The organism is Acidobacteriota bacterium, from assembly GCA_016195325.1.
Taxonomy (GTDB): domain Bacteria; phylum Acidobacteriota; class Polarisedimenticolia; order JACPZX01; family JACPZX01; genus JACPZX01.
Window position 1 is genome coordinate 1 of sequence record JACPZX010000032.1, and the last position, 15,054, is coordinate 15,054.

The window sequence follows — 15,054 nt, forward strand, 5'->3', positions numbered from 1 at the left end:
CCGTGATGGAGCGCTTGCCGAGCACGATCTCGTTGATCCTTCGCGCCGGCACCGTGACGTCCTTCGCCAGCCGGTACTGCGAAATGCCCAGCGGCGTCAGAAACTCCTCGAGCAGGATCTCCCCCGGATGGATCGGGGTGTGCTTTCGTCTCGCCATCTCAGACCTCGCTTCGGTGATAGTCGACGATCTCGACCCGACCGTCAACTCCGAATTCGCCCAGCAGGACCGCCCCTACGCCCTCAGCTTGTACCCCCGCCGGAAAAGCGTCACCGACGTCCCGAAGAGGAGCGCGCAGAGGCCGGCGCCGACGAGGGCGCAGGTGGCGGGGGAGACGTCGGTGATGCCGAGGATGCCGTACCGGAAGCCGTTCACCGCGTAGAAGACGGGGTTCGCGAGGTTCGCGGCGCGCCAGGACTCAGGGAGCATTTTCAGCGAGTAGAAGACGCCGCCAAGGAAGACGAGCGGGGTGATGACGTAGTTCAGGTAGATGGCGACGTGATCCCACCGCTCGGAGTAGAGGCCCACGATGTTGCCGAAGGCGGCGCAGGCGAGGCTGCTCACGACCATGAAGTAGAGCGTCGCCGCGACGTGGTGGAGGTGGACGCCGAGGGCGGCGTAACCCAGGACGAGCGTGAGCAACCCCACGACCACGCCGCGGATCGCGCCGCCGAGGGTGTAGGCGAGGGCCATCTCGAGGTACGAGATGGGGGAGACGAGGAGATCCTGGATGAAGAGCTCGTGCCGCGCGATGAAGAGGGAGGTGGTGTTGTTGGCGTAGGCGCCGTTGATGACGTTCATCATCACGAGCCCCGGGAAGATGTACGTGATGTACGAGACGCCGTCGATCTCGGCGATGCGCGAGCCGATGGCGTACCCGAAGACGAGGACGTACAGGAACGCGTTGATCACGGGGGGGACGACGGTCTGGTTCGGCAGCACGAGGAAGCGGTACACCTCGCGCCTCAGGAGAGTGAAGAAGCCCGTGGAGGCGCTCACCGCAGCTCGCTCCGGCGTTCCTTGAGGAAGTAGTTCGCGAGATCGCCCCCCGCCTGGGCGATAACCTCGTCCTTGGGGCCGGTCGTGATGATCGTTCCGAGATCGATCACGGCCAGCGTGCGGCAGAGGGCCTCGGCCTCCTCGAGGTAGTGCGTCGTGAGGACGATCGTCTTCCCGCGCCCGTTGATCTCCGTCCAGTACTCCCACAGATCGCGCCGCAGCTCGACGTCGACGCCGGCCGTCGGCTCGTCGAGGATGAGGATTGGCGGATCGTGGATCATCGCCTTCGCGATCAGGAGGCGCCGCTTCATGCCGCCCGAGAGGCGCGGCGTCTTCTCGTGGCGCTTGTCCCAGAGCCCGAAGCGGACGAGGAGCTCCTCGGCGCGGCGGCGGGCCTCGGCACGCGGGAGGCCGAAGTACCCGCCCTGGTAGACGAGGATCTCGACGATCGGGAAAAAGCGATCGAAGTTGAACTCCTGGGGGGCGAGGCCGATCTGGCGCCGCGAGGCGCGGTAGTCGCGCACGACGTCGTGCCCGAGGACCGAGGCCTTCCCCGAGGTCGGCGAGGCGAGGCCGGTCAGGATGTTGATGAGGGTGCTCTTGCCGGCGCCGTTCGGGCCGAGGAGGCCGAAGAAGGCCCCCTTCGGGATCGTGAGGCTCACACCCCTGAGAGCCTCGACGTCGCGATAGCGTTTCCCCAGGCTCACCACATCGATCGCCGGCGTCACGAGGGCTATTTCCCGCGCGGCGGCGCGTCGAGCTCCCGGTGGATCCGCAGCAGCGCCTCGAGAAGCCGGCGGCGCTCGTCCGCGGCGAAGGGGTTCATCTGGTGGATGTCGTGGAAGAACTCGGGGGAGTCATGCCTCACGAACTCGACCATCCGCGCGAGGCGGTCGTACGCCGGGGTGGTGAGCGCCCCTTCCTGGATGCCGATGTCGACGAGGGCGCGGCCGACGAACTGCGTCAGCGCCTGCGTCGCCGCCATCGCGCGATCGTGCTCGGCGGGCGTCGTCACGTGGACGACGAGGCCGGCCTCCTCGAGGAATTTCTTCAGCAGCTCCGCGCGCCGCGTGCGGGCGGGGCAGAGGGCCACGGTCATCCCCGCGACGCCGCCGCGGCCGCTCTGCGGCCCGAAGAGGGCGTGAAGGCCCACCACCTCGACGTCCTCGGGGACAGCCTTCAGCAGCCACTCGATGGGCTTCACCTTCACCGCGCAGCACTCCATCAGGAGCGAGCCGGGGGAGAGGTGCGGCACGAGGCTCTCGAGGCAGGCGGGGAGCTCTGAGATCGGCGTCGCGAGGAGGACGAACGGCTGGGAGGCCGCCTCCTCGATCGTTCCCCAGCGCACACCGAGGGCGGCCGCCCTCTTCCTCAGGTCCTTGAGATCCCAGACGACGAGGTTGAGGCGGGAGCGCAGGTGTTTCGCGACGAACTGCCCGAAGCGGCCGAAGCCGATGAGTCCCAGATTCACGGCCGCGGATTGTATCATCGCCCGCCATGCGCGCGATGCACGCCATGCGGGGCCGCTCCCTCGCGTCGAAGCTGGCCTGGATCCTGGTCTTCGTCGCCGGGATGGCCTACGTCGAGTCGGCGGTCGTCGTCTATCTGAGGGAGATCGCGAACCCCGCGGGGACGATGTTCCCGATCGTCATCATCCCTCGCCCGCTCGCCGCGATCGAGATCGGCCGCGAGGCGGCGACGATCTTCATGCTCGTCGCGCTTGGCGCCCTCTCCGGGTCGGACGTCTGGGAGCGCTTCCTCCTCTTCTGCGCCGCGTTCGCCGCGTGGGACATCCTCTACTACGCCTGGCTGAAGGTCTTCATCGGTTGGCCGGAATCGCTCCTGACGTGGGACATCCTGTTCCTGATCCCCGTGCCGTGGGTGGCGCCCGTGGTGGCGCCGGTGATCGTCGCGACGACGATTCTCGCCGGGACGGGAGTCCTGCTGCGGATGAAGTCACGGGGGGCGGTGCTGGCGTTCCCCGCGTGGCTGTGGGCGATCGCCATCGCGGGCGGGCTCGTCGACATCCTCTCGTTCACGCTCGATTTCCGGAGCGCCTTCACGGGACCGGAGCCGGCCCCCTTCCGATGGGGATTGTTCGCGCTCGGATGGGGGATGGGGGCCGCGGCGCTGGCCTTGGGGACGCGCCGGATCGCGCGGGGGGAATAGCCCCCGGTCAGCGGGCCGAGCGCCCGGGCGTCACGCCCATCCCGGGGTCGTCTCCCAGCACGATCTCGCCGTCGACGAGCTCGAAGCCTCCCTCGAACGGATCGGCCGCGAGGTCGAGGTGGCCGTCGAGATCGATCCACGCGACGCTGTCGGCGGCCGCGGCGAAGTGCGCGGCGGCGGCGATGCTCGCGCGCGACTCGTCCATGCAGCCGACCAGCGCCCGCCAGCCGGCCCGGTGGAGGGCCGCGTCGATCCGCCGCGCCTCCGCGATGCCGCCGCATTTCATGAGCTTGATGTTGGCGCCGCGGGCCGCCCCGGCGCGCGTGAGCCGATCGAGATCGGCCGCGGTCTTCACCCCCTCGTCCGCCACAACCGGCGGCGCCGAACCCTCGGTCACGCGCCGCATCCCGTCCAGATCACCCGCGGGGACCGGCTGCTCAAAGAGCTCGACGCCGAGGGCGGGAAGGGCCGCCGCCACCTTCAGCGCCTCCCCGGGGGAGTACCCCTGGTTCGCGTCCACCCGGATGGCGACGGCAGGGCCCACCGCCTCGCGGACGCGCGCGAGGGTCTCGAGATCCTGCTCGGCGTTCTCGCCGATCTTCACCTTGATCGATCGGAAGCCTCGGGCGGCGTGGCGGCGGGCCGCCTCGGCGGTGCCGCGCGGATCGCCGATGCCCACCGTGATCGACGTGACGAGCCGCCGCCTCGCGCCGCCGAGGAGGCGCACGAGAGAGACGCCGCGGATCTTCGCGTGGAGGTCGTGGAGCGCGATGTCGATCGCGGCGAGGGCGCTTCGCGCCTCCGGCGAGGCCGAGGCCGCCGCGGCGATTGCCGCGTCGAGATCCGAGGGGTCGAGACCCCGGACGGCGGGTGCGATCCGGTCGTCGAGGGCGCGCGCCGCCGAGTCGAAATCGTCTCCGGTCAGGGGCGGCACCGGAGCGGCGGCGCCGTACCCCTCGCGACCGGCGTCGTCGCGGATCGTGAGGAGGATCATCTCCGCCGTGTCGAAGGTGCGGCCGGCGATCCGGTAGGGGACGGTGATCGGCGTGCGCACGGGGCGGACCTCGACGTCGACGATCCTCACGCGCGAAGCCCGTAGCGATCGACGACGAGCGCCGCGAGCTTCGCCCCGCCGTCCGCCAGCGGGTCGAGAACGGGGAGGGCGCACTCCCTCGAGAGATCCGCGGCGGCCCGCGCAAGCGCTGCGGCGTCGAGACCCTCGCGCGAGAGCGTGATCGCGACGACCGGCGTTCCCGAGACGAGGCGGATGACGTCGATGTGCCTTCCCGGCGCGGCGAGCGGGATCTCCGGAAACCCCTCGAGCCCGGGCCGCCCCGGCGCGTGCTGGAGGATGACGCCGTCGGGGCGGGCGGCGCCGAGGATCTCGAAGCCTCCCGGATACGCGGGGTGGATCAGCGTTCCCTGCCCCTCCACGACGACGACGTGCGGCTTCGACTCGCGCCAGGCGCCGACGACGGCGTGCTCGATCTCCCCGGTGACGAAATCGTTCACGGTGGAGTCGAGGACGAGGCCGTGCCGCACTCCCTGCATCCAGGCCGTCTGGCCGGTGCCGATCATCTCGGCCCGGAGGCCGAGCCGCTCGAGCTGGTGGACCAGGAGCCACGAGGTGGTGCGCTTGCCGACGGCGCAGTCGGTCCCGAGAATCGCGAGCTTCACGCTCTTCACCTCGGCGATCGCGCCCGAGTAGAAGTGAAGCTCCGCGCGCGGCGGAGGGCGGCGGACATCCCGGATGCGGCTCCCCGAGGTGCGCGCGATCGCGGCGAGCTCGGCGTCGTCGCCCAGGAGCTGATGGAGCCCCGAGTCGACGTGGAGCCCGCGCCCGAGTGCGGCGACCAGGGCCGGGCGCATCGAGCCCGGGAGGACGCCGCCGACGGTCGCCACGCCGACGACCACGTGCGTGATGGGCGGCCCCGGCAGGCCCAGCCCTTCCTCGAGGGAGGCGACAATCGGGATCCCCCGGGCGAGACCGTCGAGCGCCTCACCCGCGTCGCGGCCGGCGAGCGTCGAGTCGATGACGGCCCGGACGCGGTAGCGCTTCGTGAAGCGGACCAGCCCGTGGGCGGTCTTGCCGTCGGTGCTCCCGAAGTGCCCCTCGCAGAGGATGAGCGCGTCGCCGTCCACGCTGCGCCCTTACTTTTCCGGACGCCGCAGCGTGTCCTCGGCGAAGACGGTCCATCGGCCCGCGCCGTCCTTCTGCTCCAGGAGGCACGTCCACCCGTTCGCGGCCGGGTCCCAACGGAAGGTGTTGTGGAATGGGCCGTCGGGGTACTCGAAGACGAACCGGATCGAGTTCCCGTCGCGCCGCCCGAAGCCGAGCGTCTCGCTGAACCTGCCGCCGAAGACGTCGATCCAGTGGGCGACGTAGCGCTCGCTCGCGTTGTCGTATCCGATGAAGATCTTCGCCTCGTACTCGGGAGGCGTCGCGGCGTCCGTCATGTGGATCTCGAGGAACTGGTGGCCCAGCACCCACTCGGCATCGACGGAGTTCCGGGCCGACTTCCCGCGGATCTTCCGGGTCAGGTCCCACTTCCCCGCGAGATGGTCGAGGAGATCGTCCTTCACGATCCGCCCCCTGCCGTCGAGAGGGGGCTCGTCGCGGGCGACGGCGGGCGCGCCGGCACCGGCACCGGCGACGAGGACGAGGGCGATCAGGAGAAGCCGCTGTTTCTTCATGGCTCACACTCCGTGGGTGGGCGGTGTCGGCGCGCTACAGGTCGGGGCGATCGGGATCGATCCCGTGCTTCTTGAGGTAGTAGCCGAGGTTGCGCTGGTCGATGCCGAGGAGGCGGGAGGCCTCCTTCCGCACGCCCGCCGATCGTTTCAGCGCCTCGACGACGACCTCCTTCTCCCGCACCGCCAGCACCGCGCGGAGATTCAGCTCGGCGGCTCCGGTGAGATCGGCGACGTCGGCGGCGCGCACCCCCATTCTCTCGACCGGGGGGAGATCGAGCGACGCGAGCGAGTCCCCGGGGCTGAGGATGATCGCGCGCTCGATGACGTTCCGGAGCTCGCGCACGTTCCCCGGCCAGGAGTACGCCGCGAGATCTTCGAGGATCTCCTTTGTGAGCATGGGCACCGGCCGGCCGAGGCGGCTCGCGATGTCCCCCGCGAACTTGGCGGCGAGCAGCGCGATGTCCTCGGGGCGGTTCCGCAGCGTCGGGACCTCGATCCGGACGACGTTGATCCGGTAGAACAGATCCTGCCGGAATCGGCCCGCGGCCACCTCGGCGTCGATGTCGCTATTCGTCGCCGCGATGACGCGCACGTCGACGCGCGTGGGCTGCTCGTCGCCGAGCCGGTCGAACTCGCCGTCCTGGAGGACCCTCAGGATCTTCGCCTGCGCCGCGAGGGGCATCGTCCCGATCTCGTCCATGAAGAGCGTGCCGCGGTCCGCGAGACGGAATCGTCCCTCGCGATCCGCCGTCGCGCCGGTGTACGAACCCTTGCGGTGGCCGAAGAACTCGCTCTCCCACATCTCCATCGGCACCGCAGCGCAATTCACGCGCACGTAAGGCGCCGCGGCTCTGGGGCTGAGTGCGTGCGCGAGGCGGGCGAGAACTTCCTTGCCGGTCCCGGACTCGCCGAGGATGAGGATCGTGGCGTCGCTCGCCGCGGCCGCGCGGATCTTCTTGATGACGTCGAGCCACGCCCGGCTCGCGCCGATCGGCTGGGGGGGTGTCGCGGAGCCCGTGGCCGATCGCAGGTAGGCCACCTCGCGGCGCAGCGTGCGCGTCGTGAGGCTTCGCTTCAGCGCCGCGTCGAGGGCGTCGGGGTCGGCGGGCTTCAGGATGTAATCGCTCGCCCCCGCCCTCACGCACTCCACCGCCGACGCGATCGTCCCGAAGCCGGTGAAGATGAGGATCGGGATCTCGGGGAAGAGCGCCGAGGCGCGCTTCGTGAGCTCGAGGCCGTCCCCCCCGGGCATTCTCAGATCCGTCAGCACCGCGTCGATCGGGGCGCGGGCCAGTGCGTCGAGCGCCGCGTCGAGCGAGGCGGCGAGCGTGGTGTCGTATCCGCGCGAGACGAGGATCTCGCCGAGCGATTCCCGGACGTACGCTTCGTCCTCGACGACGAGGATCCTGCCGCGCGTCTTCTTCCGTTCAACCAATGCTCGAACCTCCCGGCGGCAACTCTATCCTGAAAACCGTTCCGCCGCCCTCCCTCCGGGAGAGGCGGATCTCGCCTCCATGCTGCCTCACGATGGAGTGGCAGATCGACAGGCCGAGCCCCGTCGACTGCTTCGTCGAGAAGAAGGGCTCGAAGATCCGTCCCACGTCCTCCGGGGCGACGCCGGGACCGCGATCGGCGATCTCGACGACGGCCCGGCCGCGCTCGCGTCGCGCCCGGAGCACCACCTCGCCTCCCCGGGGCTGCGCCTCGCACGCGTTGATGAGGAGGTTGAGGAAGACCTGGCCGAGCATGGTCGCGCTTCCCTGCACGTCGAGCGGATCGGCCGCGAGATCGCTCTCGAACCGGATCGCCGCGAACTCCTTCCGCGTGCGCACGAACTCGAGAGCCTGCGCGACCACGGGCCGGAGATCGAGGCTCACCTTCGGGGCCGTGTCCGGATCGGCGTGCGCGAGGACCTGGCGGACGACGCCGGCCGCGCGCTCGAGCCCCTCTCTCACGCCCCCGAGGCGGCGCTCGGCCGCGGCGGCGTCCCCGCGCGAGAGGTCGTCCTTCGCGAGGCCGAGGTAGTTCGCCATCCCCTCGAGCGGGTTGTTGATCTCGTGCGCGATCCCCGCCGCGAGGCGGCCGACGGTGCTCAGCCTCTCGGCGTGGAAGAGCTGGCGCTCGAGCTCCCGCGTCCGCCCCTCCTCCTGCGCCCGGATCTCCAGCGTCTCGCGCCTCCGCGCCTGATGGATGGCGAGCAGGCCGAGCATCAGCGCGAGCACCATCACCGCCACGTTGAGGATCAGCGTGACCCGGTAGCGCGCCGCCAGCGGATCGAGGAGCGCCGCCGCGGGCTCCGTCCCGCGAGCGCAGCGGAGCACCCACGGCGCGGGGGCCGACCACCCCTCGGTTTTCACCTGGGAGTTCGTCTTGAACCCCGCCGGCTCGCCGCCCGGCTTCGGCACGTCGCTCGCGAGGATCGCCCCCGCGGCGTCCCTGAGATCGCACGCCGAAGCCGACGCCTCCGGGGCGCGGTCGTGGCCGATGAGGGCGGCCGGCTCGAGGTCCGCCTCGATCGTCACGATCGCGCGGTCGGCGGCGGGGCCCGACTCGAAGTCCAGGCGCCCGCCGAGGCGAGGCCGATCGCGCGACGCCCCGCCGCTCTCCGGGGCTCCGGCGCGCCCCTGCGCGAGCCAGAGGACGGGAACGCCGCCGCGCCGTCCCGCCTCGACGAGGGCGTCGTCTCCGCCCCCGAGGATGCGGAGATGAGCGATCTCGGCGTGGCCGCGAAGAAAGAGCAGGATCGCCCCCTCGGCGCCGAGGCGCCGCCAGCGGGCCTCCCTGGGGTCCTTCGAACGGAGCCCTTCCCCGAGCCTGAAGAGGGCGGGGGAGCCGGCGAGGAAGGCGAGGTCGGCGCGGGTGGAGGCGAGGAGGCTCTCGAGCGAGTGAGCGCGGGCGGTCACCTCGAGGGAGAAGACCCTTTCGCTCTCCTCGATCACGCCTCGGCGCGCCACGGCGATCGCCCAGATCCCCGCGGCGTTCACCGCCACGACGGCGAGAAGGGCCGGGATCGCGAGCCACAGGTACCCCGCCGGTGATCGACCCTCCGGGATCGCGCGGACGCCACTCACGGCGCGAACTATACCGCACGCGCCGGCGTCCCCTCGGGGCGGGCGCTAATCCGACGCGGGGCGATCGAGGAAGGCCTGGAAGATCGCCTTCTCGTTCGGGTCGGTGATCCGCGTGAAGATCTTCGCGCCCAGAATCCGCATGGTCTCCGGCCGATCGAACGGGAGCTTCGCGTACACCTTCCCCCCCTCGAAGTGACAGGGCTGGCACCTCGCCTCGAGGATCGGGCGGAGGCTCGCCGTGAACACCTCGGCATCGGACGGGGTCGCCGCCGGAGCGGAAGCGGGAACTGGAGCCGGAGCCTGAGCTGGAGCCGCAGACTGAGCGGGAGCCTGGGCTGGAGCCTGAGCCGGGGCGGGAGCGCCAGTCTGAGCTGTCGCCGGTGCGTCGTTGCGGTGGGAGTTTTCTGTTCTCGGACACCCCGACATCGCCAGGGCCGTGAGGCCGAGGAGCGTGGCGTGAAAAACCCCGCCTCGAGGACGACGAAGGGTCATGCGAACCCCCGGAATGACAAAGGCCGGGAGGCCGCGCTCACCGCCGCCTCCCGGCCTCGAGACTACCCGAGCGCCGACCGGATCACCAGACGCGGCAGGGATCCGTCTTGACCATCGTCGAGCCGGACTTGCACTGGAACGCCTTCTGGAACTCCGGCATGTTGGCCACGACGCCGTTCACCCGGTACGTCCCCGGCGAGTGCGGATCGACCTGTGCGAGGAGGCGCGACATCTCGTCGGTGCTGTTCTGGCACCACACCTGGCCCCAGCCGAGGAAGAACCGTTGCGCGGGGGAGAAGCCGTCGACCGGCGCCGGGCTCTTCCCGGCGATCGTGTCCATCAGCGCCATGTAGGCGATCCTGAGGCCGCCGTTGTCGGCGGTGTTCTCGCCAAGGGTCAGCTTCCCGTTGAGCTTGACGTCGTCGACGGCCGTGAAGCTCCCGTACTCGTCGGAGACGCACGAGGCGCGCGACTCGAACTCCTTCGCGTCGGCGTCGGTCCACCAGTCGGCCAGGTCGCCGTTGGCCGCGAACTTCCGCCCCTGATCGTCGAACCCGTGCGTGAGCTCGTGCCCGATGACCGCGCCGATGGCGCCGTAGTTCACCGCGTCGTCGATCTTGTTGTCGAAGAACGGCGGCTGGAGGATCCCCGCCGGGAAGTTGATGTCGTTCATCAGCGGGTTGTAATAGGCGTTGACGGTCGGCGGGCTCATCTGCCACTCCTTGCGATCGATGGGCTGGCCGATCTTCGTGAGCTGCCGCCTGTTCTCGAACAGGTTGGCGCGGACGCCGTTCCCGAGGGCGTCGTCGCGCGTGACCTTGATCGAGCTGTAGTCGAGCCACTTGTCGGGGTAGCCGATCTTGTTGGCGATCGCGTGGAGCTTGTTGAGGGCCTGCTTCTTGGTGACGTCGGTCATCCAGGGGAGGGTGGTGATGTCGGTCTCGAGCGCCTTCTCGAGCCCCGCCACCATCGCCTTCATCCGCTCCTTCCCCTGCGTGCCGAAGTTCTGCTCGACGTAGCGCTGCCCGAGCGCCTCGCCCAGATCCCCGTCGGTCGCCTCGACGCAGCGCTTCCAGCGGGGGCGCTGCTCCTTCGCTCCCGTGAGCGCCTTCCCGAAGAACTCGAAGTTCTCGTCGACGAAGGCCGCCGGGAGGAGCGCCGCGGACGACGTGACGAGATGCCAGCGCAGGTACGTCTTGAAGCTCTCCATGTCGGTCGCGGCGAGGACCGCCTCGAGTCCCTTGAGGAAGTCGGGGACCGCGACGTTGAGGCTGTCGACGGCCGGGGCTGGAACCCCCTCGAAGTAACGGCTCCACGCGAAGCTCGGCAGGAGCGCCGTCATCTCGCTCTTCGACATCTTGTGGTAGATGTTTTGGGGATCGCGGCGCTTCACGCGCTCGAGGGACGCCTTCGCGAGCGCCGTCTCGAGGTCCATGACGGTCTTCGCGCCGGCGGCCGCCGCCTCGGGCTTGTCGCCGAGGAGCTGGAACATCTTCTGGACGTGGGCCACGTAGGCCTTCCGGATCTCGACCGACTTGGGGTCGTCCTTCAGGTACTGGTCGCGATCGAAGAGGCCGAGCCCCCCCTGGTCGACCGCGGCGATCTGGGAGGTGGCGTCCTTGAAGTCCTGCTGCGAGCGGAACCGGAAGAAGACGTTGACCCCGATGCCGTGGAGGTGCGCGACCTCGGCCGCGAGCGATTCCTTCGAGCCGACGGCGGCGATGCGCGCCATCTCGTCCTTGAGCGGGGCGGTTCCCCTCGCCTCGATCGTCTTCTCGTCCATGCACGCGCTGTAGTAGTCACCGACCATCCGATCGACGGAGGTCCGGTCGGCCTGCTCTCCGACGGAGTCCTTCTCGAGGATCTCCCGGAGGAGATACTCGTTCCGCTCCTGCAGCTCGTTGAACCGTCCCCATCTCGGCTCGTCGGCGCGCGGAGGGTTCGCGGCGATCCAGCCCCCGCACGCGTACTGGTAGAAATCGGTGCAGGGGTCGGTCTTCCTGTCGATCGCCTGCGGGTCGAAGCCCGGCGTCTTGCCGCTGCCGGGCTGCGTCTCCGTGTCGGCGCGCAGCGCGGTCGCGCCGCACAGGAGCGCGGCGGCGACGGCGAGCGCGAGGGGGGTTCTTCCATGACGTGGGCGCATGCGATGATTCTCCTTCGACGGGTGAAGTGGATGGACCCTCGGGTTCGAGGGGCGCGAGCCCGGCCGCGCACCCCACAGCCCGCGCGGCCGATCCCGGAACGCCGAAGTATACGAGTCGGCGGCGGAAATGTTTAGACGGCGGGTTTGAGCGTCAGGGTGGAGACGGCGGACCCCGGGAGGAACGGGGTCGGCTCGCCCCGGGCCCAGGCCGCGTGCCCGTCGCCGAAGTGCGGGGAGAGCGGGTTCGCGGACTGACCTCCCGGCATGTGGAAGATCCCCTCCTCCTCGCGGCCCGGCGAGACGACGAAGCGCTCGGAGGCGCCGAAGTCCGGCCCCTGGACGCGCGGCATGTCCACGTCGCCGGGCAACGGATCGGCCGGCATCGCGAACCAGCCGCCGATCACCGGGAGGCCGCCGACGACGGGGTGCGTCATCCGGAGGACGTTGCGCTCACCCCACGTGTGGCTGAGGAGATCCCCCTCCTTGAAGAAGCCCAGCGTCTCGTCGACCGCCGCCAGGATCTGCTCGTCCCACGTCCTGAACTTCGGGTCGAGCAGGTGCGCCGGCCGCGCGGTGAGAAGCGCCCAGACGGGCCCCTCGGCCTGTGTGATGCTCCCCGGGCTGAACGCCGGGTCGGCCTTGCGGCACCGGGCGGTGAGCGCTCCCATGACCTGGCGGGAGAGGAGCTGCCGGAAGGCGCGGACCATGCGGTAGCCCGTGGAATCGACCGAGGCGCGGGCTCCCCACGACTCGACCGCGGACCTCATCACCTGCTTGCGCGGGTCGGCGGCGACGGTGGCGGGGGTCAGGGAGGCGAGGAGGAGGTCGCGCCACCGTCCGAGGAGAACGGCGCGGTCGTCAAGCTGGACGCGGAGGAGATCGGCGGGGGTCGCCTTCGCCAGCCCTCGAAGGTCGTCGCGGATCTGTCCCGCGCGCGCGCCGAGATCGTAGCCGCCGTCCCCGAGACGCCGGAGCTTCTCCCCGTCGACGACGCGGGCGTTCGCGGTCCAGATCCGTCCCCCCTCGGGGTCCAGGATCCGGGGGTACTCCGAGGGATCGAGCCATCCATCCCACCGCCGGGTCCCGTCGGCCCACGATTCGGGGACCGTCCCGTCGAAGCCGACGCGCCGGGGGATCGCCCCCATGATCGTCCAGCCGATCCGGCCCCGGTCGTCGGCGATGACGCAGTTCTGCGGCGGAACGCCCGAACGGTTGGCGACGTCGAAGGCCTCCTCGATCGTCGCGGCCGTCTCCATCCCCATCAGGCCGACGTTGATCCCGTGGAGCTCGTGGGCGATCCAGCGGATGGCGCGCGGCCGGCCGCGGTGATCGGCGCCGAGGATGGGCCCCCAGATCGTCGTCCTCACGGTGAGCTTCTCGTCCGCGGCGCCGCGCACGTGCAGGACTTCCTCGTGCGTCTCGATCCTCCGGGGACCGTCCGGCGCGCGATAGACGTTTGGATCCTTCGGGTCGGTCTCGATCACGACGAGATCGGTCCAGTCGCCATACGAGTTCGTGTATCCCCACGCGACGTGCGTGTTGCTCCCGGCGACGATCATCGGCGCCCCGGGCAGCGTCACGCCGATCGCCCGGTGATCCGGCCCCCCCGCCGCGTCGGGCCACGCGATCGCGGCGCGGTACCAGGTGTTCGGGACCGTGAGGCCGAGGTGCATGTCGTTCGCGAGGAGCGCGCCGCCGTTCGCCGTGAAGCGCCCCGAGACGGCGAAGTTGTTGCTTCCCTCGACCCTCCGGAGCTCGAAGGCCTCGGCGTCGAGCCCTCCGGCGGGCGGCCGGGCGGAGGCCGCTTTCGCCGTGCGGAGGTCGAGGATCTCCGGGCCCGGCACAGGCACTGGTGCGACCGGCGCCCCCTCCACCGGCGCGTCCCACTCGGTCCCGGACGGGGCGAGGAAGGCGTCGAGCGGCCCGGGGAGGACGTCCTTGAGGAGGCCGAGCGCCGCCTCGTGCTCTCCCTCCTGGTCGTTGAGCTCCATGTACATCGACAGCAGGACGAGCAGCGAGTCCTCTGCCTGCCAGGGCGCCGGGGGGCTCGAGAGCAGCATGTACTCGAACGGGGCGGCTCCCATCGCCGCGAGCCCCGCGTTCACCCCCTTCGCGTAGGATTCGAGCGCCGCCCGGTCGCCCGCGGGAAGATTGTCGGTGGCGCGGTGCGCGACGTCGCGGAAGCGGTGAAGGCGGCTCCGCCGATCGACGGGGAGCAGGTCGGGGCCGAGAAGCTCCGCCAGCTCGCCGGCGGATCGCCGGCGGAGCAGATCCATCTGGAAGAAGCGCTCCTGCGCGTGGACGTAACCGAGGGCGACCGCGGCGTCGAGCCGGCTCCCCGCGTGGATCGACGGCACGCCGAGGGCGTCGAAATCGACGCGGGCCGGGGCGGCGAGCCCGGCGATCGACGCGTCTCCCTCGAGATGCGGGAGGGAATTCTTGAGCCGGGCGCGCAGCCAGAGCAGACCGCCCCCTGCGAGGACGAGCGCGAGAACGACGAGGACGCCGGCGGCGACGAGGAGCTTCTTCGGCCAGCGCCGCCCCTCACGCCCCCTTGAAGACATGGGCGAAGTCCTTCGCGAACTGGTCGTACGAGCGGGCGGGCCGTCCGGTGATCCGGGGGACGCTGTCGGCGATCGCCGCGGCGTGACCGGCGGCGAAGATCGCGTAGAGGGCGAGCATGGCGTCGGCCATCCAGTCCTTCATCCCCAAGGCGAGCATCGCCTGCCGCGCGGCGGCGGGGGGGACGTCCACGTACTTGACGCTGCGGCCCGTGGCGGCGCCGATCTTCGCGGCGAGATCCGAGAACGAGAGCGCCTCCGAGCCCGTGACGTCGTACGCCTTCCCCTCGTGCCCCGGAGACGTGAGGACGACGGCCGCGACGGCGGCGATGTCGCGCGTGTCGACCAGGCTGATCTTCCCGTCGCCCATCGGGGCGTAGATCGTCCCGTCCTTCGCGACGGAGGCCGCGAACATCAGCGTGTTCTGCATGAAGAAATGCGGCCTCAGGTGCGTGAACGCCATCCCGGACTTCTCGATCTGGTTCTCGGTCTGGGCGTGCCACCGCCCGAACGAGACCGGGGAGTTCATCGCGGCGCCGAGGGCCGACATCTTCACGATGTGCTTCACCCCCGCCTTCTTCGCGGCGACGACGAGGTTCCCCTGCAGCTCGACCTGGCGCGGATCGGCGGTCGAGAGGAGGAAGACCTTCTCGACGCCCGCGAGCGCCCTGGCGAGCGACTCCGGATTATCGAGGTCCCCGGCGGCCGTCTCGATGCCCCCGCCTCCGGTGACCGTCACGGCCTTCTCGGGGCTCCTCACGAGCGCCCGCACGCGCCCGCCCCGGGCGGTCACCTGCCGGACGACTTCCATTCCCGTGTTGCCGGTGGCGCCGGTGATCAGGATCATGCTCCGCTCCTCCGCCTCGTCACACTGCCGTGCGCGCTGCTGTGCCTGCCGGGATGAAGGCGTAGCTTACGACTCGCGGC

At 70.5% G+C, this 15,054-nt stretch carries 14 protein-coding genes; 1 reads left to right on the top strand and 13 read right to left on the bottom strand.

All coding sequences use genetic code 11. From position 1 onward, the window contains the following. From HY049_07785 to HY049_07800, 4 genes are all read right to left on the bottom strand, one after another. On the bottom strand, positions 1–157 hold a 157-nt coding region (locus HY049_07785; GenBank protein ID MBI3448799.1), incomplete at its 3' end, for a HigA family addiction module antidote protein. A 75-nt stretch (positions 158–232) separates the two neighbouring features. Then, on the bottom strand, positions 233–997 hold the full coding sequence (locus HY049_07790; GenBank protein ID MBI3448800.1) for an ABC transporter permease: 765 nt from the start codon (positions 995–997) through the stop codon (positions 233–235). Beyond that, entirely contained in the window at positions 994–1,725 is a 732-nt protein-coding gene (locus HY049_07795; GenBank protein ID MBI3448801.1) for an ABC transporter ATP-binding protein, read from the bottom strand. The genes HY049_07790 and HY049_07795 overlap by 4 nt, the downstream gene beginning before the upstream one ends. Before the next feature lie 5 nt (positions 1,726–1,730). After that, on the bottom strand, positions 1,731–2,468 hold the full coding sequence (locus tag HY049_07800; protein MBI3448802.1) for a prephenate dehydrogenase: 738 nt from the start codon (positions 2,466–2,468) through the stop codon (positions 1,731–1,733). Positions 2,469–2,512: 44 nt separating this feature from the next. Here HY049_07800 and HY049_07805 point away from each other — a divergent pair, with 44 nt between their 5' ends. Next, on the top strand, positions 2,513–3,166 hold the full coding sequence (locus HY049_07805) for a hypothetical protein (protein ID MBI3448803.1): 654 nt from the start codon (positions 2,513–2,515) through the stop codon (positions 3,164–3,166). Between the two features lie 7 nt (positions 3,167–3,173). Here the strand turns inward: HY049_07805 and HY049_07810 are convergent, their stop codons facing one another. From HY049_07810 to HY049_07850, 9 genes are all read right to left on the bottom strand, one after another. Next, entirely contained in the window at positions 3,174–4,250 is a 1,077-nt protein-coding gene (locus tag HY049_07810; GenBank protein MBI3448804.1) for a dipeptide epimerase, read from the bottom strand. Then, positions 4,247–5,308 carry a DUF1611 domain-containing protein gene (locus HY049_07815; GenBank protein MBI3448805.1) on the bottom strand — a complete coding sequence of 354 codons (1,062 nt, stop codon included), beginning with the start codon at positions 5,306–5,308 and terminating at the stop codon, positions 4,247–4,249. Before HY049_07815 ends, HY049_07810 begins: the two co-directional genes overlap by 4 nt. Positions 5,309–5,317: 9 nt before the next feature. Beyond that, positions 5,318–5,860 (bottom strand): DUF1579 family protein, encoded by a 543-nt coding sequence (locus HY049_07820; GenBank protein MBI3448806.1) that lies wholly within the window; start codon positions 5,858–5,860, stop codon positions 5,318–5,320. A gap of 34 nt (positions 5,861–5,894) precedes the next feature. After that, a complete protein-coding gene (locus HY049_07825) occupies positions 5,895–7,295 on the bottom strand; it encodes a sigma-54-dependent Fis family transcriptional regulator (protein MBI3448807.1) in 1,401 nt (466 codons plus the stop codon). Beyond that, positions 7,288–8,931 carry a hypothetical protein gene (locus HY049_07830; GenBank protein MBI3448808.1) on the bottom strand — a complete coding sequence of 548 codons (1,644 nt, stop codon included), beginning with the start codon at positions 8,929–8,931 and terminating at the stop codon, positions 7,288–7,290. The genes HY049_07825 and HY049_07830 overlap by 8 nt, the downstream gene beginning before the upstream one ends. A 45-nt stretch (positions 8,932–8,976) precedes the next feature. Continuing rightward, complete coding sequence (locus tag HY049_07835; GenBank protein MBI3448809.1) at positions 8,977–9,177, bottom strand: hypothetical protein; 201 nt, start codon at positions 9,175–9,177, stop codon at positions 8,977–8,979. Between the two features lie 328 nt (positions 9,178–9,505). Further along, positions 9,506–11,566: a M13 family metallopeptidase gene (locus HY049_07840; protein ID MBI3448810.1), complete on the bottom strand. Its 2,061-nt coding sequence runs from the start codon at positions 11,564–11,566 to the stop codon at positions 9,506–9,508. Between the two features lie 131 nt (positions 11,567–11,697). Continuing rightward, entirely contained in the window at positions 11,698–14,130 is a 2,433-nt protein-coding gene (locus HY049_07845) for a penicillin acylase family protein (GenBank protein ID MBI3448811.1), read from the bottom strand. Then, complete coding sequence (locus tag HY049_07850; GenBank protein ID MBI3448812.1) at positions 14,111–14,974, bottom strand: SDR family oxidoreductase; 864 nt, start codon at positions 14,972–14,974, stop codon at positions 14,111–14,113. The genes HY049_07845 and HY049_07850 overlap by 20 nt, the downstream gene beginning before the upstream one ends. Positions 14,975–15,054: the final 80 nt, after the last annotated feature.

Coding starts and splice junctions, on each gene's coding strand:
- HY049_07840 (MBI3448810.1), bottom strand. CDS start 11,566: ATGCGCCCACGTCATGGAAGAACCCCCCTCGCGCTCGCCGTCGCCGCC.
- HY049_07805 (MBI3448803.1), top strand. CDS start 2,513: ATGCGGGGCCGCTCCCTCGCGTCGAAGCTGGCCTGGATCCTGGTCTTC.
- HY049_07820 (MBI3448806.1), bottom strand. CDS start 5,860: ATGAAGAAACAGCGGCTTCTCCTGATCGCCCTCGTCCTCGTCGCCGGT.
- HY049_07850 (MBI3448812.1), bottom strand. CDS start 14,974: ATGATCCTGATCACCGGCGCCACCGGCAACACGGGAATGGAAGTCGTC.
- HY049_07845 (MBI3448811.1), bottom strand. CDS start 14,130: ATGTCTTCAAGGGGGCGTGAGGGGCGGCGCTGGCCGAAGAAGCTCCTC.